General features: G+C 62.5%; 26 protein-coding genes and 2 pseudogenes. 15 read left to right on the forward strand and 13 right to left on the reverse strand.

What is annotated here, in order from left to right:
• Positions 1-51: 51 nt before the first annotated feature.
• Positions 52-297 (reverse strand): hypothetical protein, encoded by a 246-nt coding sequence (locus AC1DN2_RS15490; protein ID WP_476851012.1) that lies wholly within the window; start codon positions 295-297, stop codon positions 52-54.
• 652 nt (positions 298-949) lie between these two features.
• Between AC1DN2_RS15490 and AC1DN2_RS15495 the strand changes: the two genes are divergently transcribed.
• From AC1DN2_RS15495 to AC1DN2_RS15535, 9 genes are all read left to right on the forward strand, one after another.
• Complete coding sequence (locus tag AC1DN2_RS15495; protein ID WP_476851013.1) at positions 950-2,053, forward strand: NAD(P)/FAD-dependent oxidoreductase; 1,104 nt, start codon at positions 950-952, stop codon at positions 2,051-2,053.
• A gap of 28 nt (positions 2,054-2,081) precedes the next feature.
• On the forward strand, positions 2,082-2,990 hold the full coding sequence (locus AC1DN2_RS15500) for an ABC transporter substrate-binding protein (RefSeq protein ID WP_476851014.1): 909 nt from the start codon (positions 2,082-2,084) through the stop codon (positions 2,988-2,990).
• Entirely contained in the window at positions 2,983-3,933 is a 951-nt protein-coding gene (locus tag AC1DN2_RS15505) for an amino acid ABC transporter permease (RefSeq protein ID WP_476851015.1), read from the forward strand. Before AC1DN2_RS15500 ends, AC1DN2_RS15505 begins: the two co-directional genes overlap by 8 nt.
• Entirely contained in the window at positions 3,930-4,706 is a 777-nt protein-coding gene (locus AC1DN2_RS15510; RefSeq protein WP_476851016.1) for an amino acid ABC transporter ATP-binding protein, read from the forward strand. The genes AC1DN2_RS15505 and AC1DN2_RS15510 overlap by 4 nt, the downstream gene beginning before the upstream one ends.
• A gap of 19 nt (positions 4,707-4,725) precedes the next feature.
• A complete protein-coding gene (locus AC1DN2_RS15515) occupies positions 4,726-5,250 on the forward strand; it encodes a RidA family protein (protein WP_476851017.1) in 525 nt (174 codons plus the stop codon).
• A 15-nt stretch (positions 5,251-5,265) separates the two neighbouring features.
• The gene (locus AC1DN2_RS15520) at positions 5,266-5,967 is read left to right on the forward strand and encodes a GntR family transcriptional regulator (RefSeq protein ID WP_476851107.1); all 702 of its coding nucleotides are present in this window, start codon (positions 5,266-5,268) and stop codon (positions 5,965-5,967) included.
• Positions 5,968-5,973: 6 nt separating this feature from the next.
• Positions 5,974-7,314 (forward strand): MATE family efflux transporter, encoded by a 1,341-nt coding sequence (locus tag AC1DN2_RS15525; protein ID WP_476851018.1) that lies wholly within the window; start codon positions 5,974-5,976, stop codon positions 7,312-7,314.
• 680 nt (positions 7,315-7,994) lie between these two features.
• Positions 7,995-8,282: a hypothetical protein gene (locus tag AC1DN2_RS15530; RefSeq protein WP_476851019.1), complete on the forward strand. Its 288-nt coding sequence runs from the start codon at positions 7,995-7,997 to the stop codon at positions 8,280-8,282.
• Between the two features lie 137 nt (positions 8,283-8,419).
• Positions 8,420-8,746 carry a hypothetical protein gene (locus AC1DN2_RS15535; RefSeq protein ID WP_028277932.1) on the forward strand — a complete coding sequence of 109 codons (327 nt, stop codon included), beginning with the start codon at positions 8,420-8,422 and terminating at the stop codon, positions 8,744-8,746.
• 168 nt (positions 8,747-8,914) lie between these two features.
• Here AC1DN2_RS15535 and AC1DN2_RS15540 read toward each other — a convergent pair whose 3' ends face one another.
• Positions 8,915-9,217 (reverse strand): DUF4193 domain-containing protein, encoded by a 303-nt coding sequence (locus tag AC1DN2_RS15540; RefSeq protein ID WP_243178671.1) that lies wholly within the window; start codon positions 9,215-9,217, stop codon positions 8,915-8,917.
• Positions 9,218-9,893: 676 nt separating this feature from the next.
• Here AC1DN2_RS15540 and AC1DN2_RS15545 point away from each other — a divergent pair.
• Together AC1DN2_RS15545 and AC1DN2_RS15550 are read left to right on the forward strand one after the other, a co-directional pair.
• Complete coding sequence (locus tag AC1DN2_RS15545) at positions 9,894-11,786, forward strand: transketolase (protein WP_476851020.1); 1,893 nt, start codon at positions 9,894-9,896, stop codon at positions 11,784-11,786.
• Positions 11,787-12,032: 246 nt separating this feature from the next.
• A complete protein-coding gene (locus tag AC1DN2_RS15550) occupies positions 12,033-12,296 on the forward strand; it encodes a flavin reductase (RefSeq protein WP_476851108.1) in 264 nt (87 codons plus the stop codon).
• Here the strand turns inward: AC1DN2_RS15550 and AC1DN2_RS15555 are convergent.
• The 5 genes from AC1DN2_RS15555 to AC1DN2_RS15575 all read right to left on the reverse strand — a co-directional run bounded on the left by AC1DN2_RS15555 (position 12,247) and on the right by AC1DN2_RS15575 (position 17,102).
• Positions 12,247-13,293 (reverse strand): PDDEXK nuclease domain-containing protein, encoded by a 1,047-nt coding sequence (locus AC1DN2_RS15555; protein ID WP_476851021.1) that lies wholly within the window; start codon positions 13,291-13,293, stop codon positions 12,247-12,249. The genes AC1DN2_RS15550 and AC1DN2_RS15555 overlap by 50 nt on opposite strands.
• A gap of 219 nt (positions 13,294-13,512) precedes the next feature.
• Positions 13,513-13,722 carry a hypothetical protein gene (locus tag AC1DN2_RS15560; RefSeq protein ID WP_476851022.1) on the reverse strand — a complete coding sequence of 70 codons (210 nt, stop codon included), beginning with the start codon at positions 13,720-13,722 and terminating at the stop codon, positions 13,513-13,515.
• A 111-nt stretch (positions 13,723-13,833) separates the two neighbouring features.
• Positions 13,834-15,030, reverse strand: coding sequence for a hypothetical protein (locus AC1DN2_RS15565; RefSeq protein WP_476851023.1), 1,197 nt, complete (start codon positions 15,028-15,030; stop codon positions 13,834-13,836).
• A 29-nt stretch (positions 15,031-15,059) separates the two neighbouring features.
• The gene (locus AC1DN2_RS15570) at positions 15,060-16,709 is read right to left on the reverse strand and encodes a relaxase/mobilization nuclease domain-containing protein (RefSeq protein ID WP_476851024.1); all 1,650 of its coding nucleotides are present in this window, start codon (positions 16,707-16,709) and stop codon (positions 15,060-15,062) included.
• 3 nt (positions 16,710-16,712) lie between these two features.
• Entirely contained in the window at positions 16,713-17,102 is a 390-nt protein-coding gene (locus tag AC1DN2_RS15575) for a MobC family plasmid mobilization relaxosome protein (protein ID WP_476851025.1), read from the reverse strand.
• A 210-nt stretch (positions 17,103-17,312) separates the two neighbouring features.
• Between AC1DN2_RS15575 and AC1DN2_RS15580 the strand changes: the two genes are divergently transcribed.
• Positions 17,313-17,633, forward strand: a complete 321-nt coding sequence (locus AC1DN2_RS15580) for a hypothetical protein (protein WP_476851026.1) — start codon at positions 17,313-17,315, stop codon at positions 17,631-17,633.
• A gap of 210 nt (positions 17,634-17,843) precedes the next feature.
• On the opposite strand, the gene AC1DN2_RS15585 is transcribed toward AC1DN2_RS15580, so the two are convergent.
• The 5 genes and pseudogenes from AC1DN2_RS15585 to AC1DN2_RS15605 all read right to left on the reverse strand — a co-directional run bounded on the left by AC1DN2_RS15585 (position 17,844) and on the right by AC1DN2_RS15605 (position 20,103).
• Positions 17,844-18,548 carry an SOS response-associated peptidase gene (locus tag AC1DN2_RS15585; protein WP_476851027.1) on the reverse strand — a complete coding sequence of 235 codons (705 nt, stop codon included), beginning with the start codon at positions 18,546-18,548 and terminating at the stop codon, positions 17,844-17,846.
• Between the two features lie 45 nt (positions 18,549-18,593).
• Complete coding sequence (locus tag AC1DN2_RS15590) at positions 18,594-18,884, reverse strand: helix-turn-helix domain-containing protein (protein ID WP_476851028.1); 291 nt, start codon at positions 18,882-18,884, stop codon at positions 18,594-18,596.
• Positions 18,884-19,141 (reverse strand): ParB family protein, encoded by a 258-nt coding sequence (locus tag AC1DN2_RS15595; protein ID WP_028278114.1) that lies wholly within the window; start codon positions 19,139-19,141, stop codon positions 18,884-18,886. The genes AC1DN2_RS15590 and AC1DN2_RS15595 overlap by 1 nt, the downstream gene beginning before the upstream one ends.
• 179 nt (positions 19,142-19,320) lie before the next feature.
• Positions 19,321-19,831 (reverse strand): annotated as a pseudogene (gene ssb, locus AC1DN2_RS15600) (single-stranded DNA-binding protein).
• The gene (locus tag AC1DN2_RS15605) at positions 19,828-20,103 is read right to left on the reverse strand and encodes a glutaredoxin family protein (RefSeq protein WP_476851029.1); all 276 of its coding nucleotides are present in this window, start codon (positions 20,101-20,103) and stop codon (positions 19,828-19,830) included. Before AC1DN2_RS15605 ends, ssb begins: the two are co-directional and overlap by 4 nt.
• 309 nt (positions 20,104-20,412) lie before the next feature.
• On the opposite strand from AC1DN2_RS15605, the gene AC1DN2_RS15610 reads away from it, so the two are divergent.
• The 3 genes from AC1DN2_RS15610 to AC1DN2_RS15620 all read left to right on the forward strand — a co-directional run bounded on the left by AC1DN2_RS15610 (position 20,413) and on the right by AC1DN2_RS15620 (position 23,517).
• Positions 20,413-21,345 carry an ABC transporter ATP-binding protein gene (locus AC1DN2_RS15610; protein ID WP_476851030.1) on the forward strand — a complete coding sequence of 311 codons (933 nt, stop codon included), beginning with the start codon at positions 20,413-20,415 and terminating at the stop codon, positions 21,343-21,345.
• A gap of 7 nt (positions 21,346-21,352) precedes the next feature.
• The gene (locus tag AC1DN2_RS15615) at positions 21,353-22,693 is read left to right on the forward strand and encodes an ABC transporter permease (RefSeq protein WP_476851031.1); all 1,341 of its coding nucleotides are present in this window, start codon (positions 21,353-21,355) and stop codon (positions 22,691-22,693) included.
• Between the two features lie 278 nt (positions 22,694-22,971).
• A complete protein-coding gene (locus AC1DN2_RS15620) occupies positions 22,972-23,517 on the forward strand; it encodes a P-loop NTPase family protein (RefSeq protein WP_476851032.1) in 546 nt (181 codons plus the stop codon).
• A gap of 253 nt (positions 23,518-23,770) precedes the next feature.
• On the opposite strand, the pseudogene AC1DN2_RS15625 reads toward AC1DN2_RS15620, so the two are convergent.
• Positions 23,771-24,211, reverse strand: a pseudogene (locus AC1DN2_RS15625) (RES family NAD+ phosphorylase); the annotation flags it as partial.
• Positions 24,212-24,535: the final 324 nt, after the last annotated feature.

The following is a 24,535-nucleotide window of genomic DNA, read 5'->3' on the forward strand; positions in this document are numbered from 1 at the left end:
ATTGATTATCGTCTGGCCCACGGGGGACTGGAAGCCCGGCGGGTGCGTGCATTACCAGCGGCATGTTGCCACCAAGGTGACAACAAGGGCCACCGTGGCCGAAGTGTTGTGTTGCAGGTAGAGGTAGACGACGACCAGAAGATTCGCCGCAACCTGGGCAGCCACGAGGATGGTGTATCGGCCGCCGAGCGTCTCAGCGGCGCGCGAGATGCGCACCCCTCCCCTGTCGCCGCTTCGGCCGTCAGGAGTTGTTCGCCGCAGGGTGTCGTTCACATGAGTGACACGGTCATTGTTCATTGTGTCCCCTGTCGGATCGTTGAGAGGTATTTGCATCCACCCGTCCGGGGCCCGAGTAATCGTCTGGCCTATGACAGGTGCGGGTTACTCGGGGCCGGCCGAAAAGCGCGCTTAGCGCACCGGCCAGCGCCGGCGACGTGAGCGTCCGGTCCGCCCGAGACCGCGGATGCTTCCCCCGTCGCCGGCTTCACCAGCGCGCCGAATCCCGCCACCGTTTCCCTGAAGTCAGGCTGACCGAATATCCCTTCTCGGCGTTCGGACCCCGGTTGTCAGTAGGTGAGGGATTAGCGCATCTCGTACGAGTCTTACCGAAGATTTGAGGGAGGCGGAGAATCGCCCGTTAGCCGGTTCGGCACGCGCTCGGACATCAATCGAGCTTGGGCGGTAACCAGGGGGCAGTCTGGGTGACAGAACTCGGTGAGCGCTGAAATTGCGGCCCCCGGCCCGCAGTGCCCTAGGGGACCCCGCGGGTTGATCTAGAGACCAATTCCACGATCTTCAGGGCCTTCGAGTCCGTCATCGAAGGTTCTCGATGGCTGGCTTCGCCATCTCATTGATTATCAATCCTATAGAATCGCTTGACTTCCCCATCGGGCCACCTCAGACTGTGACTTACGTCATATACAAAGTTCACACCAACTGAGGAGGACCCTTGGTCCAGCAGCGCGTAACGATCATCGGGGCAGGTATCGTCGGGGCGTCGATCGCCTACAGGCTCGCGGCGGAGGAAAGCCTGGACGTGAGAATTGTTGACGGTTCATCCCCGGGTTCGGGAACGACCTCGGCCAGCATGGCTTGGCTCAACGCGAGCAATAAGCGCCCCGAAGACTACTTCCGGCTCAACCACGCCGGCGTCCGCGAATACGAAGCCCTGAGGAAGGAGCTACCGGCGGAATGGCTTCATCAGGTGGGTTCGCTTGCCGCGGACTCGTTCACTCCGAGCCTGGCCGATCGCATTGCCGAACTCAGGAAGTGGGGCTATGGGGTGGAGAGTCTCACGGCAAGGGACGCGTATGGTCGTTTCGCTCCGGGAGCAACCGTTACAGACCCCGAAGAGCTTGTCGCCCATTACGCGGAAGAGGGATGGATCGAGACAACCAAGGCCATCTCCGCCCTGCTTCTGAATGCAGCCCAACACGGGGCCGTATTTCAACAGGGATGCACCGTCATCCGCATTGATGAACTGAATCCCGGTTTCCTGCTCACTCTCTCCGACGGGACGACGTTCAAGAGTGACATCGTCGTCAACGCGGCGGGCCCTCGAGGGGACCGGGTTGCGTCACTTCTCGGGCGGCACCTGCCGCTGGCGCCCACGAAGGGCATCACCCTCAGGCTGTATGCCCCGGAACTTGAGCTGAAGAAGGTACTGCTCACCGGGCTGGCGGAAGTTCGTCCTGATGCCGACGGCTACGTGCGGGTACACGACGACGCCGTGGACGGAACCATGGCTCAGGGCGCGGCAACTGACCGCAACGAGATCATTCAAGAGCTCCAGGCAAATGCAGGAAGGCTTTTCCCGGTCTTGGCAAAGGCCCCTATCGCGTCCGTGTTCATGGCGAACCGTCCGATTCCTGCAGACTCGTATTCGTGCATCGGACCCGTGCAAGAAATGGACGGGTATTTCGAAGCCATCACCCACAGCGGTGTGACTCTGGGCCCGCTGATCGGCAGATTGATCCGCGAGTTCATCGTCGACGGTACTAAGAACGAGCTGCTCACCTCCAGATTCTCCCCGGACCGATTCTCTGACTTCTAACCCTTCGTCCAACGAAAGTAGATGCTTCATGAAAAAAATAGTCACGTTCGCAGCACTTGTGATGGCAGCCGGACTGGGGCTCACCTCCTGTGCAAACCCCGACGACGCAGCCTCGGCTGCCAATGACGTCAAGGCGACTCAGACTGCGGTCGCAGCCGATGACGCCATCGCCGCCATGGTGCCTGAAAACATCCGAAAAAACGGCACATTCACGGCAGCAGTCAACCCGGATGTTCCCCCGGTGAAATTCGTAGATGCTAACGGCAAGATCACCGGGCTCACACCGGAGCTACTGGAAGCAGCAGCCCAAGTCATGGGACTGAAGATGGAGCTGCAGCAATCACCGTTCGATGCGCTCGTCCCAGGACTGAACGCCCAGCGCTTCGAAGTTGTGCTCTCAATCGGAGACTTCAAAGAACGACAGGCGCAAATCGATTTCATCGACTACATCCGCCAGGGAACGGCAATCCTGGTTCCGGCTTCGAGTAAATCCACAGCCCTAACCCCTGACCAATTATGCGGGCTCAGAGTCGGGCACGCGCGCGGCACACGGGAAGCAGGACTCCTCGAGAAGGCCACCGCCGCATGCGCCGCGGAAGGAAAACCCGCGCTGACAGCCTCGGGGTACCAGGATCTCGCCTCGGCCATCATCGGCGTGAAGAGTGGCCAGGAAGACGCCGTCTGGGGCGATTCCGTAGCGATGCTCTATAACGCCGGCCAGAACCCGGATCTCTACAAGGTCGTCTACACAGCCCTTGAGGGCCCCTACGGGATTGGGATCAACAAGGAAAATCACGAATTCAGGGACGCGCTCCAGGCTGCCTTGAAGAAGCTGGCCACAGACGGAGTCTACGATGAGCTCCTTGCGAAGTGGGGCCTGACCGATCTCGCAATGCCTGAGTTCCCCCTCAACACCGGACCATACCAAAATGGGTAAGTTGGCCTCTGCCGCGGCGGCACCACCAGCTGGCACACCCGAACTGCTCAGTGGCGCCCAGCTACCCATCAGGCGGCAAGTCAGCAAAGCCAAGTGGGTAACAAGCGCGGTGGCCGTTTACGTGGCACTTGTGTTGATCCAGTTCTTTGTCTTCAACGAAAACTGGCACTGGGAGGTAGTGCTGTCCTACATGTTCAGTGAGCGCATACTGACCGGCCTCCTGAACACTATCGTCCTGACGATCCTGACCACCTTGCTTGGCCTGTGCCTTGGGATATTAACAGCGGCGTGCCGCATGTCGCCGCTACCCATCCTCCGCGCCTTTGCGGCCCTCTACGTGTGGGTCATCCGAGCAACTCCCCCCTTGGTAATGCTGCTCTTTGTGTTCTTTTTGGGAGCGCTGGTACCGCGGCTTGAGTTCGGCATCCCCTTTGGGCCGTCGTTCTTCGGGATTCCTACCAATGACGTTATTTCGCGATTTTCCGCAGCCATCGTCGGGCTCGGGATATATCTGGGAGGATATTCCGCTGAAGTCTTCCGCGGTGGAATAACGGCAATCCCCAGCGGTCAGTTTGAGGCCTGCAAAGCCCTGGGAATGTCGCCTTGGGCCGCCTACACCAAGGTTCTTGGTCCACAGGCAATCAGAGTGATCATCCCCCCGATGGCAAACGAAGTCATCACCATGTTCAAGGCCACTTCCCTCGTGACCGTCATTGGGTACTCAGAACTGTTGACTACCGTCCAGTTGATTTACGCGCGCAACTTCCAAACGATACCGCTGCTCACGGTCGCGGTTATCTGGTACCTGGTGCTGACAAGCATCGCCATGTTCGGACAATCCAAGCTGGAGAAGCGGTTCGGCCGAGGATTCAACCGTCGCGTCATGAAATCGCCCGACAGCGAACTACAAACCGGGTTGCAACAGGTCGGAGAACCGAGATGACGAATAGCCACGTAGGTTTTCTTGAAATCGTTGGACTCGAGAAGAAGTTCGGCGACTTCAGGGCCCTCCAGGACATCAACCTTTCCATCGAGAAGGGCACCGTGACGTGCATCGTTGGGCCGTCCGGTTCCGGCAAAAGCACCCTTTTGAGAACCATCAACATGCTGGAAACTATTGACGGCGGCGCCATCTTCTTCCAGGGAGAAATGATGGGTTTTCGAGTCAGCGGAGACCGTAGACACCCCGTGTCAGCAGCAAAAGCACGGGAGCAAACACTCAACTTCGGCATGGTGTTTCAAAGCTTCAATCTCTTCCCGAACTACACGGCCCTCGAGAACGTGATGCTGGCTCCGACGCTGGTGGGAAAGACCAGAAAGAAGGAGTTCCGCCAGAGGGCCGAGGAGCTGCTTCGCCGGGTCGGACTCGCCGACAAGACAAACAACTACCCCAGCGAACTATCCGGAGGACAGCAGCAGCGGGTCGCGATCGCACGCGCCCTGGCCATGGAACCGAAGATCCTGCTCTTTGACGAACCAACGAGTGCCCTAGACCCGGAACTGGTCGGCGAAGTCCTGGCCGTCATGCGTGAACTGGCGCTCAAAGGTTCAACCATGCTGATCGTCACCCATGAAATGAAGTTCGCCCAGGACGTTGCCGACACGATCGTCATGATGGACGGAGGCCGCATCATCGAACGCGGAACGCCGGACCAACTACTCAACCGACCTGCAACAGAGCGCACCAAAAAGTTCTTCGCATCCGTCAACGACTAACAGCCAACAAAGGATACTCGTGTCTACTGCAACCCTCCAGGAATATGACCCCTACACGCGCCTTACCGAGTTGGGGCTCTCCCTGTCCGTCCGGAAGATGAGGGCTGACTGGTTCGCACCCACCATGCGTTCCGGGGATCTCCTCTTCACGTCCGGGCAAGTGTCCGTCGACGAAAACGGCCCCGTTGCCCGTGGCCGGCTCGGCCAGGAAGTGGGAGTGGAGGAGGGACAGGCCAGCGCCCGGGTGGCCATGCTCAACGTCCTGTCGCTCGTACACCAGAGCACTGGCGACTTGAGGCTATGGCGCCCGTTCAAGATCGTGGTCTACGGCGCCACCACACCCGAGTTCGAACAGCTCAGCGAAGTGATCAATGGCGCATCGCTTCTCCTAGTCGACGTATTTGGACCCGAGTACGGGACGCACGCACGGACCGGCGTCAGCATGGTCACGCCCGCGCACGGCGCCGCTGTGGAAGTCGAAGCAATATTCCAGCTTCGCACATCACCTGACAACCGACCAGGAACTCCAAACGACCTTTCTTAAGGACATACGTTGACGATGAACCGTGTGGAAACGAAAACAACATCGCGCCTAATGGCGCATTCGAGCCTGGCCGACAACGTCTACCTCGAGCTACTTGACCGCTACATGCACCCTGATTTTCCTCCGGACGCTGTGATCAGCATTGACAAACTCGCCAAGGAGTTCCAAACGTCCCAGACACCTGTGCGGGAAGCCCTGACCAGACTTGAGCCCCTTGGTTTGGTCCGCAGAACTGCGCTTAGGGGATACAGGGTCGCTCCCCTGCTTAGCATCGATGAGCTCACGCAGCTGGTGGATGCAATCCTTCTCATTGAGCCAGACAATATGTTCCGCGCGGCGACCAAGATGAACAAGAACGAGCGTGCCCTACTGGAGTCCAAGTTAGCTGGGCTGACTCACCACGATCCGCGCATCTCGCTGGACAGGTATGTTTCATATCTCCGCGAGATCCGGGACATCAACGAGTTCCTGAACACAGCCTCGGGAAATATTTACCTGGCATCCAGCGTGCAGATTCTTAACAGTCGCATCGAGCGTTTCCGGCTGACCACCTCGCAGACGCTTAACACCGTCGAATCAGAAGTAGGTGAAATTTCAACGCTTGTAGCGTTCCTTGTCGACGGAGATGCCAATGGCGCACGAGAGGCATCAAGAAGCTATCTAAAAAATCTGAAGGGCCGTCTGGTCCGACAGCTGATGACCATGTTGCGAGCTTAATAACCCGTGACAACAAAAGATGCGTTGGCGACTCCCCCTCCCACCCTCAACCAACGGATCCTGCGCCTGGCGGTGCCCGCATTGGCGGCCCTGCTGGCCGAACCCCTGTTCCTACTTAGTGATCTGGCGATCGTAGGTCACCTTGGCACCGGGGAGTTGGCGGGAGTGGGGCTTGCCTCAGTTGCATTGCAGACAACCATCGGATTGCTCGTGTTCCTCTCTTACTCGGTCACTCCTGCAGTCGCCAGACTATTCGGCTCCGGAAGCTTGAAAGAGGCGCTTGCCTTGGGGCGGGATAGTCTCTGGTTAGCTGTAGGCCTGGGGGCAGCACTGGCATCCGTTTGGTTGGTTTTCGCGGACCAAAGTCTGAAAATCATCAGCGTGGACCCTGAGCTCAGGGTCCACGCGTTCCAATACCTGATCTATTCGCTTCCAGGCTTGCCGGCAATGCTGGTTGTCCTGGCAGGGGCAGGCGTGCTCCGGGGGCTGCAGGATGCAAAGACACCGCTTCTTATCGCCGCTGTGGGTTTCGGGGGAAACATTGGGCTCAATGGCCTACTGGTCTATGGTTTCAACTTATCCGTTGCCGGGTCGGCGCTCGGCACGAGCGTGGCGCAGTGGGGCATGGCTGCCTCCTACGTCATCGTCATCGCGAATCGCTCACGTTCACTGCCTCTGAGTGCTGGTCCCCGGGGGCATGGGGTGCTTCGACTGTGCCGTTCTGGAGGATGGCTGTTCCTTAGATCAGTGACGCTCCGCTTCTCGATTTTGGCGACCGTCTGGGTAGCCACCGGCCAAGGAGTGGTGAATTTGGCGGCGCACCAGCTTGCGATGACGATATTCACCTTTTTCGTATTCACCTTGGACGCCATAGCTGTCGCTGCCCAGTCACTGATCGGCCTGGAGGCCGGTGCCGGCAGTCCTTCTGGTATCTCGGCCCTAGCACGACGGCTCGTTGCGTGGGGAACGGTGTTCGGAGTGGCCACTGGCGGTCTCGTGGCCCTGATCGCGCCATGGATTGGGTGGGCCTTTACAGTGAACCAGAACGTCCATCAAGTGCTTGCCACTGCCCTGCTGGCGATGGCGCTCGGACAGCCCCTGGCGGGCTACGTTTTCGTGCTCGACGGAATCCTAATGGGGTCGGGAGACGTCCGTTACCTAGGACTGGCCGGGATCGGCTCGCTAGCCGTCTATCTTCTGTATCTGCTCTGGCTAGGATCATCAGGATTGAACGGACGGACGGGTATGTTTTTCCTCTGGCTCGGCTTTGCCCTTGTCTTTATGCTTTCCCGAGCCTTGACGCTCTGGCTGCGAATACGGACTGGTCGATGGGTCGCTCGGGCATGATTACGGCGTCTTCTGATACCCGCGCACCGGCATTCCAATGTCTAGCCAGGCTCGTAGTTGAGTGAAAACTTAGAGCTATAGATTGCGGGAAAGGTGACAGACCGTGGACTCGTGCATGACGTACCTGCCGACGGGTCTGTCCTGTGGCTAATGCACGACGGAGCATCATAGAGAACCAGACAGGAACCTGCATTCTGCATTCGCCTCTGCTCAGCATGACCGGCCTCAAATAACCCTTCAGGTACAAGTACACCCCAGACTGACGTCAGGCGGCCAACCAAATATTGTCAGATTAGGGTCCAGCGGGCGTCTCCTGCACCCCACCGGTTGCCGGTCTTGGATCCCAATCTGACAGAAGGAGGCGGAAACGCAGCGCCGGCGCAGCTGGACATCGCTGCCATCAATCACGAATTGGCACTGCTCTTCCCGTCCGTTGCTGTCAACGGGCCGGATCCCGGCAGCCAGTGAGTGCTCCAAGAACTGATGCATCGGCTGCCTCCGGGCATCCGCCGCGAGTTCCGCTCCTACCTGGCCGGGGCAGGCCTTGACGGGCAGGCACTGGTGGAAAGGGAGTCGCCGAGGCGATGGCTCCTTACCGCTGGCTCGCCCGCCGCATCGGGCCCGAGGCCTAGCCCTCACCGCTGCGAGGATGGCGGCCGCCGGCCGAGGTCCATGAGGCAATGACCGAACTCGACCGGGTCCGGGACTGGATCGGCAAAGGCAACCGCGAGGACCAGACCGTGCCCGGGCTCCTGCTGCGTGAAGGCGCCCAGCAGCTCGGCCTGATCCGCAAGATCAAAGGCAGGCTCGTCCGCGGCGAAGAGGGTGGTGATGACCCGCGCAGTTGTGGCTGTTCTTCGCCCGAGCCATTGGCCGGGCTTGGTTGGGCACCTCAGGCCGCACCTCAAGCTGTCCTCGCCGCCCGGAACCTGGACGAAAGCGCCCGTGCGCTGCCCCGGGGTCCTTAATGGCCGTGCGCGCCGCGGCCGTCAGCCGTCCGCACGGTTGAGCCCCGTCAGGTTGATTTCTTGTTATCCAGGTCACATTGCGTCTATCGTTGTCGGGGGCCACAGCGTGGTGGCCCCGTTTTAGAGCGGAGAACTGTGTGAACGAGAAGCTGCGGGTGCTGGTCCGTGTGGACCTCGATGGCGCCAAGGCCCACGTCAATGTCCAGGGTCACGTGACGGTTCAGAACGTCCATGGCCTCTACGGTGTGGTCCAGCGCGCCGGCTCGCTCGCCTCAGGACTGTCGCTGGAACTCGATGTGACACGCGCACAGACTGACTCCGACGCCATGGGAGAGCTTCGTGCGTGTGCAAAGTCGCATCATCTGCCGGTGCACGTCGACCCTCGCCAGCGTGACTACCAGATCAGCCTCCTGACGCAGAACACCGCGGTGTCCGCGGCCCTGTCGCCAGTCCTGGCAGCCTGACGCGCAGCACTGGCTACTGGGGTTGGCCGTGCCCTTGGCTCACAGCTTGGGCCTGTGTGCCTGAATCTGATGTCCGTGCAGGGCGCGGAGCATGCGGTGTGAGAGAGCGCGTTGGACTTTCATTTGTAGCATCGCTCCCTTGCGTGACCGGGCAGCTGGCGGCATGTCTTATCCCGCGCACTCGATGCAGTACGGATGGCCGTCCCGTTCGCGCGCGAGCTGGGACCGGTGCCGGACCAGGAAGCAGGAGTAGCAGGTGAACTCGTCTTTGGCCTGGGGAATGACCTGGACGATGAGTTCCTCGGCAACGAACTCCCCGCCGGGGGTCATGGCCTCATCCAGTGCGTCGGCTTCGTCCAGTTCGCGGACGACGCTGCGGGCATCGGGTGCGCTGGCGGACTGCAGCGCTTCCAGGGACCTGTCCTGGGATTCCTTGACGTCGGAACGTACTTCGTCGTAATCAGTTGCCACTGAGGTGTGTCTCTTTCTGGTGTTCTTCTCTGACGGAACTGCAACGTACACCATCGGCCGGGTATTCCTTGGCCGGGAGGACCTGCTGGGCGGGTCCGGCCCCGGAGGAGCGCCGGTTGGCGGAGAGGCGCCCCAGGCGTTGCGGGCTTCGGCATCCGCGTCGGGTTCGGTCCGTTCCAGCGCCGCGACGATGCCTCTGGGGATGTTTGTTGGTTGACGGGGAGTTTATCGCAGGCAGGCGGCCAGAGGGAGGTGAGGCGTCCCAGGCTGCACCGGTTATTGTGGTCGTTCCTGGCTTTGTGGAGGCGGATGCCGGTGGCTTCGCTGCGCCGGTCACGTTGGAGTCCATCGCCGATCAGGCCGGCACAGAAGTTGGGTTTGACGGTTTGACGGTGTTCCGGGCAGCAGCGCACGACCGGGGTGCCCCGGTGTTGAGCTTGCCGGTCTTGGGCTTGATGGCGCAGTGGCCCGTTGACTGCTCTCCTGGTGGCCCTGCCTGACCGCATGGCGGGAGGGGTGGCAGCGCGGGGTCCTGTCGGGGGATCGCTCTGCGTGGGTGCATGGGCGCATCCGGGCTGGCAGGGCCCGCAGGTGTTGGGCGGAGAGTCTTGACTTACTCTTCCTCCGGCGAGACCCTGCAGGGATCCGGCAAGTTCCATCGACGAAGGACACCGCCATGCCCGCGGCAAACCACGAAAATGTCGGCGAGGACCTCTCACTGGTCGCTGAACTCGCTGCGCAGCTCCGGGTGGATTCCATCCGGTCCAGCACGTCCGCCGGATCCGGCCATCCGACGTCGAGCATGTCGGCCGCAGACTTGCTGGCTGTCCTGGTCAGCCGTCATCTGCGCTATGACTGGGACAACCCGGGCCTGGACACCAATGATCACCTGATCTTCTCCAAAGGCCATGCCTCTCCCCTGCTGTATTCGGTCTTCAAGGCCGTCGGCGTCGTCTCCGATGATGAGCTCATGACCGGCTACCGCCGGTTCGGCCAGCGCCTGCAGGGACATCCGACGCCGGCACTGCCGTGGGTAGATTTCGCGACGGGCTCGCTGGGGCAGGGACTTCCGGACGGCGTCGGCGTGGCCCTCGCCGGGAAATACCTGGACCGGCTCCCCTACCGGGTGTGGGTGCTGTGTGGCGACAGCGAAATGGCGGAAGGCTCGATTTGGGAAGCCCTGGACAAGGCCTCCCACTATGGCCTGACCAACCTGGTCACCGTCGTTGACGTAAACCGGCTGGGACAGCGGGGCGAGACCGAACTCGGCCGGGACATGGAGTCCTATGCCCGCCGGGTCCAGGGTTTCGGCGCCCAGGCCATGATCATTGACGGCCACGATCTCGACATGATTGACACGGCTTTTTCCACTGCGGCGAAAGCACCTGAAGGCAAGCCCGTGGTCATCCTCGCCAAGACCATCAAGGCCAAAGGCTTCCCACAGATCGAAGACAGTCCGGATTGGCACGGAAAACCCTTACCGCCCGACATGGCCGAGAAGGCTATTGCAGAACTCGGCGGTCAACGGACACTGACCTTGCGCGGCCCTCTTCCGGAAGAAGGGTCAAAGGCACGCATCGACGCTCCCGGCGCAACCTTCCCCAGCTACGCAGTGGGCGAAGAGGTCGCTACGCGAAAGGCTTACGGCGACGCTTTGGCAGCACTCGGCGGCATCGATCCCGCCGTTGTTGCCCTGGACGGCGAGGTCAGCAATTCCACCCATGCGGACGAATTCGCCAAGGCATTCCCCGACCGGTTCTTCGAGATGTACATCGCGGAGCAGCAGCTCATCGCCGCCGCAACGGGGCTGAGCAGCCGGGGATATAAAGCCTTCGCCTCGACTTTTGCGGCATTCCTCACCCGCGCCTACGACTTCATCCGCATGGGGTCCGTCACGGGCGCCGATCTTCGCCTGTGCGGCTCGCACTCCGGCGTCGAGATCGGCGCCGATGGTCCATCCCAGATGGCGCTGGAAGACCTCGCGATGATCCGGGCCGTGCATGGTTCGACCGTCCTCTACCCTGCCGACGCCACCAGCACGGCCGCCCTGGTCCAGCGCATGGCGGAAACCTCCGGCATCAGCTATCTCCGGACCACCCGCGGCGCCTACCCCGTCCTGTACAGCGCTGCAGAGCAGTTCCCTGTCGGCGGTTCCAAGCTCCTGCGGTCCTCCGGCAACGACGACGTGACCCTCGTCGGGGCAGGGGTCACCCTTCACGAAGCACTCAGGGCAGCAGACATCCTCGGCGCTGACGGAATTCAGGCCCGCGTCATCGACTGCTACTCCATCAAGCCCATAGACGCAGAAACACTGCTCACCGCCGCCGGCGAGACACAGGGCCGCGTCATCATCGCCGAAGACCACCGCCCCGAGGGAGGCCTGGGATCAGCGGTCAAGGATGCCCTGCTCACGGCACCGCCGAGTGACCTGTCCATCACGCACCTGGCCGTGCACGGCATGCCCGGGTCCGGAACCGGGCAGGAGCTCCTCGCCTGGGCAGGCATCGACGCCGAACATATCGCCGAGGCCGCCCGGCGCCTGGTCGGGCCAAACCCGCACCGGTCTTGAAGGCGCGGCACTCCGGGACCAACACACCCCCCGACACCAGCCCGAACTCACCGGTGAACGCGCCGCCATGATCGTCGGATCATTCGTCTTCATTTCCGCGGACCCCTGCCTTGTCGGCGTCTTCGTCCACCAAGAATCCACGAGCTGGCCACAGCTGAACAAAGCCACGGTGCTCGGTATCACAACTCAGACACAGTCCTGCCGCAAAGTCGGCAAGAAAGAAGCAGACCGCTTCGACGGACGCTTCTGGACCAAGGGGAGTTCGGTGCCCCGCTGGTCTCTGGTTCGGTTGCATCCATGGAATGCCAGATCGAGAACGTCACCACGGTAGGCGATCACGACTTCGTCCTGGCCCGTGTCCTCGGACTTAACAGAGGTAACACCAGAGATCCCCTCGTCTTCCAAAACCACGAATTCGCAGGCCTCCGCCCCTGCCAGCGACGGTCGGCCACCCGGGCGGTTACATCCCGCCGGAATCGGCCACTGTTCCTTGCTCGAGCGCCGCAGTGATCGCCTCCGGGGATGGCAGCGCGGCTCGCTCCTCCGGCGGAAGGGAGTCATAGGTGTACGAGCTGACGGCGACAGGCTGGGATGAGCCGTCCAGTGCGTACCTGACCGTGGGTTCGTGTTTTGAACTGCAAACAAGGATTCCCACCGTTGGGGCCATGCCCGGGAACCTGACTAGGTTGTTCACGGCCGCGACATAGAAGTTGAGCTGTCCCAGGTGTTCCGGCCTGAATTTTCCTGCCTTAATCTCCACGACCACAAATCTGTTGGTGGGTACGTGTACCAGGAGGAGGTCGATGTAGAAGTTCTCGCCTTCTACATCGAGGTGATACTGGCGGCCATAGAAAGCAAACCCCCGGCCGAACTCTGCCAGCGTTTGGGACATGCGCTGTGTCATGGCCTGTTCGATGGCCAGTTCCTGAGCCTCTGACGTCAGACCGAGAAAATCGAGTACTAAGGGGTCTTTGGCGACATGCCTGGCCAGTTCAGCCCCGTCGCCGGGCAGACGTTCCTCGAGGTTGTTTGGAGCGGCGCCGAGGCGTCGGTGGAGTCCTGTGGCGATTTGATGCTCAAGGACTTCAAGCTTCCAATTGTGTTCTACGGCTGATTCGGCGTACCAGTCGCGGAGCTCGGGGTCCTTGAGCTTGAGCAGCTCGACGATGTGTCTCCATGGGAGCACGCCGACTCTGCTGCGGACTTCTGCCTGTGACAAGTCCCAGGCGGCGGCGAACGACCGCATGTAGAAGAGGTTTGATCGGGAAAAACCGCGCATGTTCGGGAAGGACGTCTTTAAATCTGCCGCGAGGCGCTGCAGCACTTTAGCCCCCCACGGTTCCTGGGCCTGTTGCTGCAGGATCGTTGCTCCAATGGCCCAATACATTTCGACCATCGCGCTGTTCGCCGCTTGCTGTGCACGTAGTTGGGCGGAAGCAACCAGTGTCTTCAGGGATGCGAGGGTTCCGGCGTAGCTGCTGGGCAGGTCAGGCTCAATTGTGGGCACGCCCCCACCCTAACTGTTCCCCCCGACGGGAGCCGGATCGAGGCTGTAGCTAATTGTCCAGAGTTCTCTGGACAATTGACGCTGGGGCGGTTTCGACCCGTGTCGGTTCCTAATAGTCCAGAGAACTCTGGACTATTAGGAACGTTGCGGGCTCGCCGGGCGGGCGGACGGCGCCCCCGCAGCTGACCGGCAGGGCCGCCCGAGTGACCGTGTCTGACCTCAGGCGTCGGGGTCGTGGCCAAGGACGCGGAGCAGGTCACGGGTTGTCATGCTCAGCTGTTCGAACCAGTGCTGGTAGAACAAGGCCGTCATCTGCTGTGGAGGGGTGTCATCGAGTTCGTGGAGCAGCTGCAGGGCCTCGCGGATAACAGCCTCGTCTGACGCCAGCTCAGGATCAGGCCGGCGTTCCGGTTCCTCCGGGTGTTCCATGCGGGCGACTCCTTCCGTCGTGTATGGCCACAGGTTTTGCCGCCCGCCCCCGGCACGAGTCGGGTTCGATCCTCTTGACCGGTACCGGGCTGGCGCGGCAGCAGGGAGCCACTAGCGGCTGGGGCCGTTCCGGGTTTTCTGGGCCCCCATTGCTGCGCCCCTGATTGTTTTCCGCGCCTTCGCCGGATCTTTGCCGCTGACGAGTGCGGCGCTGGGGTGCGTGCCCTCGCTGCGGGCAGCGGCAAGGCGTCCCTTGACACGTTCCTCGCTGGCGGTGCCGGAGAGGGTGACGGCGAACGCCTGGTGATGGTCCGCGGAACCATATTCTGCGGCCGAGCTGGTTTCGGCCTTCCCGCCCTGGTCCTTCAGCCGTTCGCTGTCGTCGGCGGCGACCCTGCCCTCCAGCTCGCGGCCGAGCTCGGCGATGCGTGCGAAGAGGTCCGCTTCGGTGCGTTCGTAGCGTTGTTCAAGCGGCTGCTCCCGGGAACCCGTGAATCCTCCCTCGGCAAGGAGTTTCGCGTCGTGCCATTCCTTGGCGGCGTCCACGAACCCGGCGTCGTTGAAGTGGTCCTCGCCGGCCCCGGTGAAGTTCGCCGTGGTTTCTTCGCGAAGCTTCTCGATGGTGGGACCGTTGATGCCGTCTTTGCCGATCAGGTACAGGCGTTCCTTCACCGTAGTGTCGGCGGCCTCGATGGCCGCGGGCGTCGTGGCGTCATGTGCGCTCTGCAGCGCCGCCGACAGGGCGGGGTTGTTCAGGTATTCGAGAGGCACCTGGTGCCGCTCCATTTCCGGGGCCAGCGTCCGGGCCTTGGCGCGGAGCTCTTCGGCCTGCGCCGCGGCGATGAGTGCCATGCCCTTCCGGTGCTCCGCCACAGCGGCGCGGCGGGCCTGTTCAGCGCTGATGGTTTCGATTCCCGATTCCAGGTACGCGGCACCCGTGCCCACGTCGCGGGTGTCGATGCCGTAGCGGCGCTGGACTTCGGTCCGGATCCGTTCTGATGCGGCGAGGGCGGCCGGATCAGTATCCTTCCAGCCTTCTGCGACGGCGTGTGCCGTGGCGATGTCTCCGGGCCGCGCCTTGTCCCACCACTGGTCCTTTTCCACAGGGGCCAGTGCCGCGTGGGCGGCACTGCGTTCGGCGGCGAGGCGTGCCCGGGCTTCGTGCGCTGTCTGGGTGTCCTGGTGTTCGATCTGGCGCTGGCTCTCCTGCCGTCGGCGTGCCAGTGTCTCGGCAACGCGTGAGGCGATCATCAGCGACTGCCGCAGACCGCCGTCCAGGACGTCATCCATTCCATCTGATTCACTCATGCTGTTCCCCTTGCAGTTTGGGTGGTGGTCTATCGGTCAAGGCCCGGACCGGCGTCGCGCCGGCTGGGCTGGTAGGTCCTTGCCGGCGTCGCCGGTGTTGCCGGTGTTGGCGTTGTGGGCAGCACTGATCCGGGACGGATGGGAACCATGCCGCGCCGGGCGATATCGATCGCCCGCGGCGTTACCCCGGCCTCGGGGGCCGGCTGCTGCCCGGCACCCACCAGAACCGCCCTGGGCATGGTGCCGGTGAACGGGGCCAGCCGCTCCTCGACCACGGACCGGATACGCTGAGCCTCACGGCTCCGTCCGGACTGGGCATGCATTTCATACACGGCGAAGGCGGTGTTAATCAGTTGCACCATGAGGGCCGTTTGCGCGGCCGTCTTGTCCTTGCTCGACGCGGCCATGAACAACATGGCCGTACCGGCAATCGATGGGAGCACGACAGGTTTGCTGTGCTGCCGTGGTAGACGCAGCTGGGCGGTGCGGGACAGCTCGGCGGCGGTGGCCGCCAGCGGACCCGGGGTTGGTTCTAGCCGGTACGACCATGCCGCGAACGCCCCGGAGACGTCCCGTGCAGCCTTCGCCCAAGTTGCGTGATCATCCCTCGGGATGGTGCGCAGCTGGTCGGCCAGGGCGGCCGCGTTGCGGGTGTATTCCACCCACGCCTCCGCCGGCGGTGTCGCATGCTCGGGGCCGCTCCTGGAGACCGCGCGCTTGTTCCGGGCGGCTGCGTTCCACTCCGCAGCGGCTTCCGTGGCCTGGTGCGGGGTGTCGGGCCATTCCTCACGAAGTGCACCGAGTTTCAAGTCGGAGGCGAGAGTCCCGCCGCCGAACCAGATGGGACGTTCTCCCCGGGCCGGACGTTCGGCCACGGAGTACCCGACAATGACGTCGGTGGTGTTCTTGGCGTAGCGCGGACGCACGAGCAGTCCGGTGTCGCGGGCCCGGCGGACGAACTCCGCCTCGGACCCGGAGGCGCTGGCGCTGGCCCGGACTTTCCGTGCCAGGGATGAGCGGTGCATTTCGCGCTCGTCCCGGATCGCGGTGGCCTTTTCGGCCTGGTCGTAGCCGCGGCTGGCGTGGACCGTGGAGAGTTCTTCCAGTCCGTGCTTGGTCTCCAGGGCGCGGCAAGTTTGCTGTGCTCGTTTGTAGTCGCCGTGGGTGGAGGCTTTGGTGCCGTCTTCGCGGACCAGGGACACGGCGATGTGGATGTGGTGGTTGCCGTTCTCACTCGTGCCGTGGTTGATCGCCGCCCAGCGGCACTGGGCCTTGCCGCTGGCTTCGGTGAAGCCCATGGCGTCGACAAAGTCATTGGCAATGTCTCCCCACTGCTGGTCCGTCAGCGGACCTTCTTCGGCGCGGAGGCTCAGCGAGCAATGCCACACATCGGCCGGTTTGTGGCCGTTCTCCACACGCTGCTTCGATGCCGCGTCCCAGCGGAAATCCTTCTGCACGATCTCGACGCCAAAGGACTTCCGGGGCTGGTCCAGGTGCTTCGCGATCGCCACGGCGTCATCGCGGTTCAGGACGCCGTCGTCGTACCAGGCCATGATCGCCGCGTTCCCGGCCACCAGGTGCGGATCGGTGTGGGAGTTCCTCGTCTTGTCCGCATCGGTCGATGCCAGATACAGCAGCAGTCCGGACATCCTGGAGCCGCGGGTGATGTTGGGAATCATCGGCTACATCAGCCCCTCAATGGTCCGGTCAATCCGCATCGCGACCTCGCGCACATACGCCAGCGCAGCCTTCGCGTCCTGCGGGAACTCATCCCCGGCGTTCGCGTGGCGGGCGATCTGGTTCACGTTGTTCGACACCCGCGCCAGGAGCGTGTGCAGGGCCATCAGTTCCGCCATCGCCGCCTTGCGCTCCGTGGGCGTCTCAGCAGTTTCGGACAGGGCCGCGGTGATCAGCAGGTTCGGGACAGTCACCTTCTCCCGGGCAGCCCGGGCAACCAGCGCCGCCTCTTCCCCGGCGGTCACCCACACCTCCCGGCGCTTCTTCGTCCCCGCCGGCGAATTCTCACGACGGCGCTTGGACAGCCGCGGACGGGACTCATTCAGCTCAGACAAAGCCCTCCCCCGTCCCCTCAAAAGCCCAGCGCAGCGACCCCAAAACCGGGGACCACACCAACGAGTGTGCCAAGCAAACCGCCAAAGGCCCGTGAGCGACACGCCATTTACACCCGTGTAAATGTATAGCTTGCTCCGGCGTCATTCCGGATCGCTGTCTGCGCGGCGGTTCGTCCCGTGGATTCGGAATGTGGTGGTTAGGGTGGAGGCATGGCGAACCTCGACATTGAAAAGACACGAAACCAGGCCCGCGCGCTGCTCGACTCGCGCATCGAATCCGTCACGCAGCTGGTCAAGGCCCGGCAGCGGGTCGCTGACCTCAAGGAACAACTCGCGGATGCTGAACGCGACGACAAGCGCTCATACGTCCGGGCCACCAAGGATGGGTGGAGCACCGAGGAGCTGAAGAAGCTTGGACTCGAACCAGGGGCCGTCTCACGCCGGCGGAAAGCCTCCGCGTCAGAGACCGCAGGTCAGGCGTCCACTCCCCCGCACGGTGACATCCTGGACACCGCGTCCACACAGTCCTAAGGAGCGGCGGGGTCCTTCCCCATGGTCTAAGACGGTGCGCCCGGCACACCCCAGGTCAGGGCCGGCTTTCTTCAGCCAAGGACCACAAGAACACCCGCAAGCGGGTGCACCGCACCCACTGATTGGCCGTCAACCTTTGGGTGGCGGCCAATCCGCGTTGTCTTGCCTCGACGTGTTCCCTGCTGCCCCGAAGGGGAGGCCGGGCGGGGGTCAGGTGGGCGGATCGAGGAGTTCGGGTCCGTTATTGCGGACGCTGTTCACCCGGTCCGTCACGACCCGCGGCGTCAGGACCGGTTCGGGCATGGCGTCCAGCAGCTCCTGCACATCGTTCTTTCCGGTGGTGCCCGGGTTGAGCCAGGCCCCGTACATCTCCGGCGGGACGATGACCGGGGCCCGGTCGTGGACGTGGCCGAGGGAATCGTGGGCCGTGGTGGTCAGCACGGTGCAGCTGAGCAACCACCGGTGCGGGTCACCCTCCGGCAGGGACGGGTCGGGCCAGAACTCGTAGAGTCCCGCAAAGGCCAGCAGGTCATTCTTCTCGGAATAGAAGTAGTGCGGGATCTTCTTCCCATCCTCGGTTTTCTCCCACTCGTAATATCCCTCGGCCGGAATCAGGGCGCGCCGCGTGATGGCTGCCTTTCGGAACGAGGGCTTGTCCAGGATGGATTCACTCCGGGCGTTGATGAGCTTAGAACCGATCTTGATGTCCTTGGCCCAGGACGGAACGAGACCCCAGCGGGCAATCAGCAGCCGACGCTCCACGGAGTCCTCATCCAGCTTCTCGGTGATGATCGGGACGTCCTGCGTGGGCGCGACATTCCAGCTCGGCGGGGGCGGGCTGCCCTCAACCTCCTTGGCCTCGAAGTGACTCAGGAGATCACCGGTCGCCTTTGACATCACGTATCTGCCGCACATGCTTTCATTCTGCCCCAGCACCGGGTCCAGGGAACCCCAGGCGGGTCAGTCCTCGGCGGTGGTTTCCTCGGGGATCTGCCCGGCCGCGATCCGGTGCGCGGTCTTCTCGTACGCTGCGTCGATGTAGGCCAGCAGGTCATCTTCCCGGACGCGCCAGAGGTTCCGGCCGCCGAACTGCGCGGCCCGCAGCTCCCCGCTGCGCACCAGCGCATACACCAAAGGCGTGTTGACGTTCAGGACCTCCTTCACCTGATCCAGGGTCAGCATTCTGGGCAGCGCAGGACCAGCCGCCGGCGTCGGCGGCGCGTCGGTGTCCTCGGTCCGTCGTGCCATCATCAGGTTCCCTCGTTCCGGTGTTGCAGTTCATCCTTGGTGCGTTGTCCGCGGCGCAGTCCACCGGCCGGGACAGGGGCCCATGCCCGGCCGGCGTTGTGGCGGCGCTGCAGCCGCTTCACCTCCCGCATCGTGGCCCGCACGATGAAGTCCGACACGCTCGCGTCGCCCTCCAGGTGGCCGGCTGCCAGGAACGCCGCACGGACCTGCCCGGCTTCGTCCTCTGTGAAATACGGCGTGAATGCCGCGATCTTCTTCATCCCGTTGATCTTCCCTCACGCAGTGCCCGGCTCATGAATGCTTGCTTCCGGCGTGGCTCCTGAGGGCCGGTATAGAGAACGATCCGGACGGCCAGAAGACCGGCAGGAACACACCTGCTAACGCCAGCACGACATCGGGCCGGCTGAACCCCTTCTCCGAAGGCCGGGATGCGCGCCATCTAGAGGGCCGGCTCAGTCTCGGGGGCCGGGACTTCAATGTTGCCGGTGGGATTGGCTGCGAGACCGAACCACGCATCCTCATCCCCATAGTCCCGGGGAGACAGGCTGAACCTGTCCGGCGGGTGCTCCTCGTCCTGCTCTGGGCCGGGACCGGTACGCGTAACTTCCGCGGTGGTGTGGCGCAAGGACGGGCCGATGTCCTCGACCTCGAGCTCGACGACGGTGCGCTGTTCCCCCGCAGTCGTCGTAGGACCGCTGCTTCAGGGCACCGGTGGCGATCACGCGCTTGCCCTTGGTCAGGGACGCGACGGCATGTTCGGCAACGCCGCGCCATGCCGTGGCGGACAAGAAAAGCGTGTCCCCGTCGACCCACCTGCCGGTGCCGGCGTCGAAGGTCCTGGGGGTGGAGGCGATGGTGAAGCGGGCGAAGGCCGTCCCGGATGCCGTGGACCGCAGCTCAGGGTCGGCGGTGACGTTGCCGATAACGGTGATGCTATCTCCGCGACTCATGTGAAGGCACCTTGGCGCACGGCGGCTTCGATCTCGATGACCCGGGCGATCTTGGCCGGGTTCAGCCCGGACCAGTGGTCTTCGCTGCTCTCCTTGTCGTAGACCACGACGGGCACCTGGGAGTAGCCGAGCTCTTCGGTGATGTACTCGAAGGCGGCCTGGTTGGTGGTCACGTCGACCTCGGTGAAGGCGATGCCTGCCTCGGTGAACTTCTGCCTAGTCTTCGTGCAGCCGAAGCATCCGGCGGGCTTGGTGTAGATGGTGAGGGTCATTTCAGCACCTGGTTTCGTATCTCGATAAGTTTCGTTCGTCTGGCTGACCTGCTATGTCCATTCTAGCAATCATTCAACTGAATGAGTAGTCCTAATTCTTTGAATTCTAGGCACTTTTGCTTGAAATTTTAACAGCCATACTGTGGTGGGGCTGTCATCTCCAGTCGTTAGCCGGCCCGTTCCCAGTCAGCGGAGAGCTGCGGTGGACCACCGGCTTCCGGACCGCAGGCGGCAGGCTAATGGCCCCCGCCAGCTTCCGCCTCCGGGCCGGTTCCTCACTGGTGACGGCACGCCGGTTAGAGTGTTGCCATGACGCTGGGGGACGCGGCCGCGGAGCCGCTGGTACACATCAAAGACTTCCGGATGGACTTCGGGGACACGACGGTCATCAAAGACCTGTCCTTCGATGTCCGGGCCGGGGAAACGTTCGGGTTCCTCGGCAGCAACGGGTCCGGGAAGACCACGACCCTCCGGGCGCTGCTGGGGATCTACCAGCCGACCGCGGGGACCCTGCATATCGGAGGCAAACCCTTCGCCCCGCAGGACGGGGCCCGCCTCGGCTATTTGCCCGAGGAACGCGGCCTGTACAAGAAGGAGTCCGTCCTGGACGTCATGGTCTACTTCGGCCGCCTCAAAGGCCTGGACAAAATCCACGCCAAAGCCTGGTCCCGGGACTACCTGGAGCGGGTGGACCTGGCCGACAAGGCCAGCACCCGGCTGGATAAGCTCTCCGGCGGGCAGCAGCAGAAAATCCAGCTCGGCGTGACCATCATGAACGACCCCGAACTGCTGATCCTGGACGAACCGACCAAGGGCTTCGACCCGGTCAACCGGCGCCTGCTCATGGACATCATCGAGGACCAGAAACTCGCCGGCGCGACCGTCATCATGGTCACCCACCAGATGGAAGAAGTCGAACGGCTCTGTGACCGGGTGATCCTGCTCAAGGACGGCACCTCCCGCGCCTACGGCACCGTCTCCGAGGTCCAGGAACAATTCGGCGGGACCGTCTACCGGCTCACCTACACCGGGACCCTGCCCTCCTCGGCACTGTATGACATCGTCAGTGCCGGCAGCGGGCATGCCGAGCTCTCCCCCCGCCCGGGCGCGGACGAAGCCGCCGTCCTGCGCGAGCTCATCGGCCATGGCGTCGCGGTCAGGGCGTTCACGACCGCGAGGACGTCCCTGGACGAGGTCTTCATCAAGGTCTACGGCGAAACCCACGACATGGCGGAGGCATAAAAACCCCATGACACAGAAAACCTCCACGCAGCTTCCCTCCCCCGCCCCGGCACCGGCCACCCCGCCGCCGACGCCGAAGCGCGCCTTCGCCGGTCATAACCTCGGCACTGTCGTCGGGTTCGAATTCACCCGCACCGTGAAAAAACGCCGTTTCTGGATCGCGACCCTGGCCATCCCGGTGGTGATGGCGATCGTGTTCGCGCTCATCTACCTCAGCAACTCCTCCACGGCCGCCAGCGCCGACGCCCAGAAGACCGCGGCCGTGTCCTTCACCTACACCGACGCCTCCGGACTCATCACCCCGGCGATCGCCACAGCCATGGGCGGCCGGGAAGCCAGCGATCCGGACAAAGCGCTGCAGGACGTCAAAGACGGCGCAACCGACGCCTACTTCGCCTACCCCGCCGATCTGGCCACCCAGCCGGTCAAGGTCTACGGGCAGGACCAGGGGATCTTCGACAACGGCAAATACGACGCCGTCGCCAAACAGCTCCTCACCGCCTCAGCCCAGGCCACGATCGGCTCCCCCCAACTGATGGCCGCGGCCAGCGGCGACGTCAAAACCGAATCCCAGACCTTCAAAGAAGGTCAGCCCGCCGGCGGGCTCGGCTCCGCCGTCCCGCCGCTGATGTTCCTGCTGATCTTCTACGTCTCGATCATTCTGCTCTCCAACCAGATGCTCAACAGCACCCTGGAAGAGAAAGAAAACCGGGTCACCGAAATGATCCTCACCACCCTGAACCCGACCACCCTGATCATCGGCAAAATCATCGCCCTGTTCATGGTCGGCCTGGTCCAGATCCTGGTCTTCCTCACCCCCATCGCCGTCGGCTACGCCTTCTTCCGCGACAAACTCGCCATGCCCGACCTCGACCTGTCGACCCTGAGCTTCGACCCCGGCACGATGATCATCGGGGCGCTGCTGCTGCTGGGCGGCTTCACCGTCTTCACCGGTGTCCTGGTCGCGATCGGCGCGGTCATGCCCACCGCCAAAGACGCCGGCACGATCTTCGGGCCCCTGATGGCGCTGATCTTCGTCCCCTTCTACGCCATGACCCTCATCATCTCCGACCCTAACGCGCCCATCGTGCAGATCTTCACCTACTTCCCGCTCTCCGCCCCCGTGACCGCCCTGCTCCGCAACGGCTTCGGAACCCTCTCCCCCGTCGAAGCAACCATCGTCATCGCCGAACTCTTCATCATCGGATTCCTCATCCTCCGCCTCGCCGTCCACCTCTTCCGCTACGGATCCATCCAATACTCAAGCAAACTCTCCATCGCCGGCACCTTCGGCAAACGCACCATACCCGGCGTAAATGACCCCGGCGGCACACGGCTGTCGTGCTAGGCGCGGGAGGCACCTGCGGCTAACTGTGGCCGACACACATTGCCCACCCGTCAAAAACCCTGCAGCTCACGTTTTGACTGGCTTTCTTTCCGGAAACGAGTTCTGACCACTGCTGTTGGGGCATTCGGGTCGTTTTCGGAGGCCTGCCATGGGCAGGTCAGAAACGGTCGTTTTTGAGTGGGCTCGGTGCCGTTTCGTTGCGGATACCTAGACCTCTTTCAAACGGCAGGGCCTTGCAAAGCACTCAGCTTGCCCGGTGAAGGCGATAGTCTGCGATCGTGCTGAAGACTCTCGATCCTTGCCGTTTGTTCGTCATGGGCGCCAGTGGATCCGGAACGACGACGCTCGGTCGGGCAATCGCCGACAAATGGGCAATACCCCACGCAGACGCCGACGATTACTTTTGGCGGCCGACATCGCCACCGTACAGAGAGCAGCGGACACCAGTCGAGCGCCTCTCGTTGATGAGGGAAGTCTTCGTTCCCCGGAGCACGTGGGTGCTTTCTGGTTCCATCATGGGCTGGGGCGAGGACCTTCTGGCGAAGTTCGACGCAGTCGTGTTCTTGACCCTCGATCCTGAAACGAGGATGACTAGGCTGCGGGCAAGGGAGAGGACCAGGGTGCTGGAGCTAGCCAAGACCGGCGGCTTCGACGAAGCGGTCCATCAGGAGTTCATGTCCTGGGCGCAGGGATATGACAACCCCGACTTCGCTGGCCGGAATCGCAACCGCCATGAACAATGGCTGGCAATGCTTTCCTGTCCAATACTTCGCCTCGACAGCTCGAGGCCCGTCAATGACTTGGTTCAGGCGATTACGGGATAGTCCACGGTCAGCCCCACGGCGCGCACCTTCGTTTTGGACGTGTCTGTGCTTGGAATGCTTTGTAAAAAGAACCGTCGCGACCATGAAGGTATGCCAAGGCTCGTTACGGCGCTGCCTCATAGTCAGCGACCTTGCCAAGAGTGTCCAGGGCGTCGAGGACTGCGGGGTGATCCATGGTTAGAGAGTCGTAGCGAACGAATTCGAGGGGCACGGATTCACGGTGGCCCACCCAGAGACCAAAAATCGTCCAATGCGGACGTTGCAATGACCACCAGCGCACCCCCGCATACTTTCTCCTACCTGTGTGACTCCGTTCCCCGAAGATCCGGCGCGCCCATTCTTGGCTGACCGATCGTTGGCGCCCAACCACCTGACTAGGCCGCAGGCCGTTGTCCAAAAGGTTTCGGGCATCATCCAGATCCAAGAAGGGCAGGCTGTCACTAATGCGATAGACACCGAGGACCCTTCGTCCATTCGACAAAAATGGCACCTCGAACATGGAACTAGACCACGTGGAAACACTGTAGAAGGTTTCACCTACGGCCGCTTCGGGCTGTAGTGCTACGTACCAGACGTCATAGAGATCCGGGTTATCCAAGCGTCCTGCGCCATTCTGCGGGTGCATGTACTCAGGGTGACCGGGTTGGCCAGGCAAGGCAGCGGGATCGTAAGCAATTACGCGATAAACGAGCATTCCTCAGAGTATCCACACCCCTATGCGGCATCAAGGGCGCGACCAGCGATTTCGAGCGGCTACTTTACGCATAGTCCGGTGGCATCTATTGGCCAGACTCTGATGGACACAACCACGAGCCGGCATCAGAACCAGAAAGGGGTCCTCACTCTTATCTCGAGGGAACGAGGCTTGTTCCTCCTATGGCTTTGCTCTAACGGTCGTTTTGGACCTCAAAGGCAGCACTGGGCGCACAGGGGACGTGGGCTACCAATGTGGTTCCACGGAATGTCAGTCCCGTGCGGTAACTTGACCTGGGTCTACTTAGGCAAATACACAAAATGG

The sequence above is a fragment of the Arthrobacter sp. 01L42 genome, assembly GCF_056400005.1.

What these genes read in the sequence shown, in the direction of transcription:
- AC1DN2_RS15490 (WP_476851012.1), bottom strand. Translation starts at nt 297, where the DNA reads ATGAACAATGACCGTGTCACTCATGTGAACGACACCCTGCGGCGAACA.
- AC1DN2_RS15500 (WP_476851014.1), top strand. Translation starts at nt 2,082, where the DNA reads ATGAAAAAAATAGTCACGTTCGCAGCACTTGTGATGGCAGCCGGACTG.
- AC1DN2_RS15505 (WP_476851015.1), top strand. Translation starts at nt 2,983, where the DNA reads ATGGGTAAGTTGGCCTCTGCCGCGGCGGCACCACCAGCTGGCACACCC.
- AC1DN2_RS15510 (WP_476851016.1), top strand. Translation starts at nt 3,930, where the DNA reads ATGACGAATAGCCACGTAGGTTTTCTTGAAATCGTTGGACTCGAGAAG.
- AC1DN2_RS15520 (WP_476851107.1), top strand. Translation starts at nt 5,266, where the DNA reads ATGAACCGTGTGGAAACGAAAACAACATCGCGCCTAATGGCGCATTCG.
- AC1DN2_RS15530 (WP_476851019.1), top strand. Translation starts at nt 7,995, where the DNA reads ATGACCGAACTCGACCGGGTCCGGGACTGGATCGGCAAAGGCAACCGC.
- AC1DN2_RS15545 (WP_476851020.1), top strand. Translation starts at nt 9,894, where the DNA reads ATGCCCGCGGCAAACCACGAAAATGTCGGCGAGGACCTCTCACTGGTC.
- AC1DN2_RS15560 (WP_476851022.1), bottom strand. Translation starts at nt 13,722, where the DNA reads ATGGAACACCCGGAGGAACCGGAACGCCGGCCTGATCCTGAGCTGGCG.
- AC1DN2_RS15565 (WP_476851023.1), bottom strand. Translation starts at nt 15,030, where the DNA reads ATGAGTGAATCAGATGGAATGGATGACGTCCTGGACGGCGGTCTGCGG.
- AC1DN2_RS15570 (WP_476851024.1), bottom strand. Translation starts at nt 16,709, where the DNA reads ATGATTCCCAACATCACCCGCGGCTCCAGGATGTCCGGACTGCTGCTG.
- AC1DN2_RS15580 (WP_476851026.1), top strand. Translation starts at nt 17,313, where the DNA reads ATGGCGAACCTCGACATTGAAAAGACACGAAACCAGGCCCGCGCGCTG.
- AC1DN2_RS15585 (WP_476851027.1), bottom strand. Translation starts at nt 18,548, where the DNA reads ATGTGCGGCAGATACGTGATGTCAAAGGCGACCGGTGATCTCCTGAGT.
- AC1DN2_RS15590 (WP_476851028.1), bottom strand. Translation starts at nt 18,884, where the DNA reads ATGATGGCACGACGGACCGAGGACACCGACGCGCCGCCGACGCCGGCG.
- AC1DN2_RS15595 (WP_028278114.1), bottom strand. Translation starts at nt 19,141, where the DNA reads ATGAAGAAGATCGCGGCATTCACGCCGTATTTCACAGAGGACGAAGCC.
- AC1DN2_RS15605 (WP_476851029.1), bottom strand. Translation starts at nt 20,103, where the DNA reads ATGACCCTCACCATCTACACCAAGCCCGCCGGATGCTTCGGCTGCACG.
- AC1DN2_RS15610 (WP_476851030.1), top strand. Translation starts at nt 20,413, where the DNA reads ATGACGCTGGGGGACGCGGCCGCGGAGCCGCTGGTACACATCAAAGAC.
- AC1DN2_RS15615 (WP_476851031.1), top strand. Translation starts at nt 21,353, where the DNA reads ATGACACAGAAAACCTCCACGCAGCTTCCCTCCCCCGCCCCGGCACCG.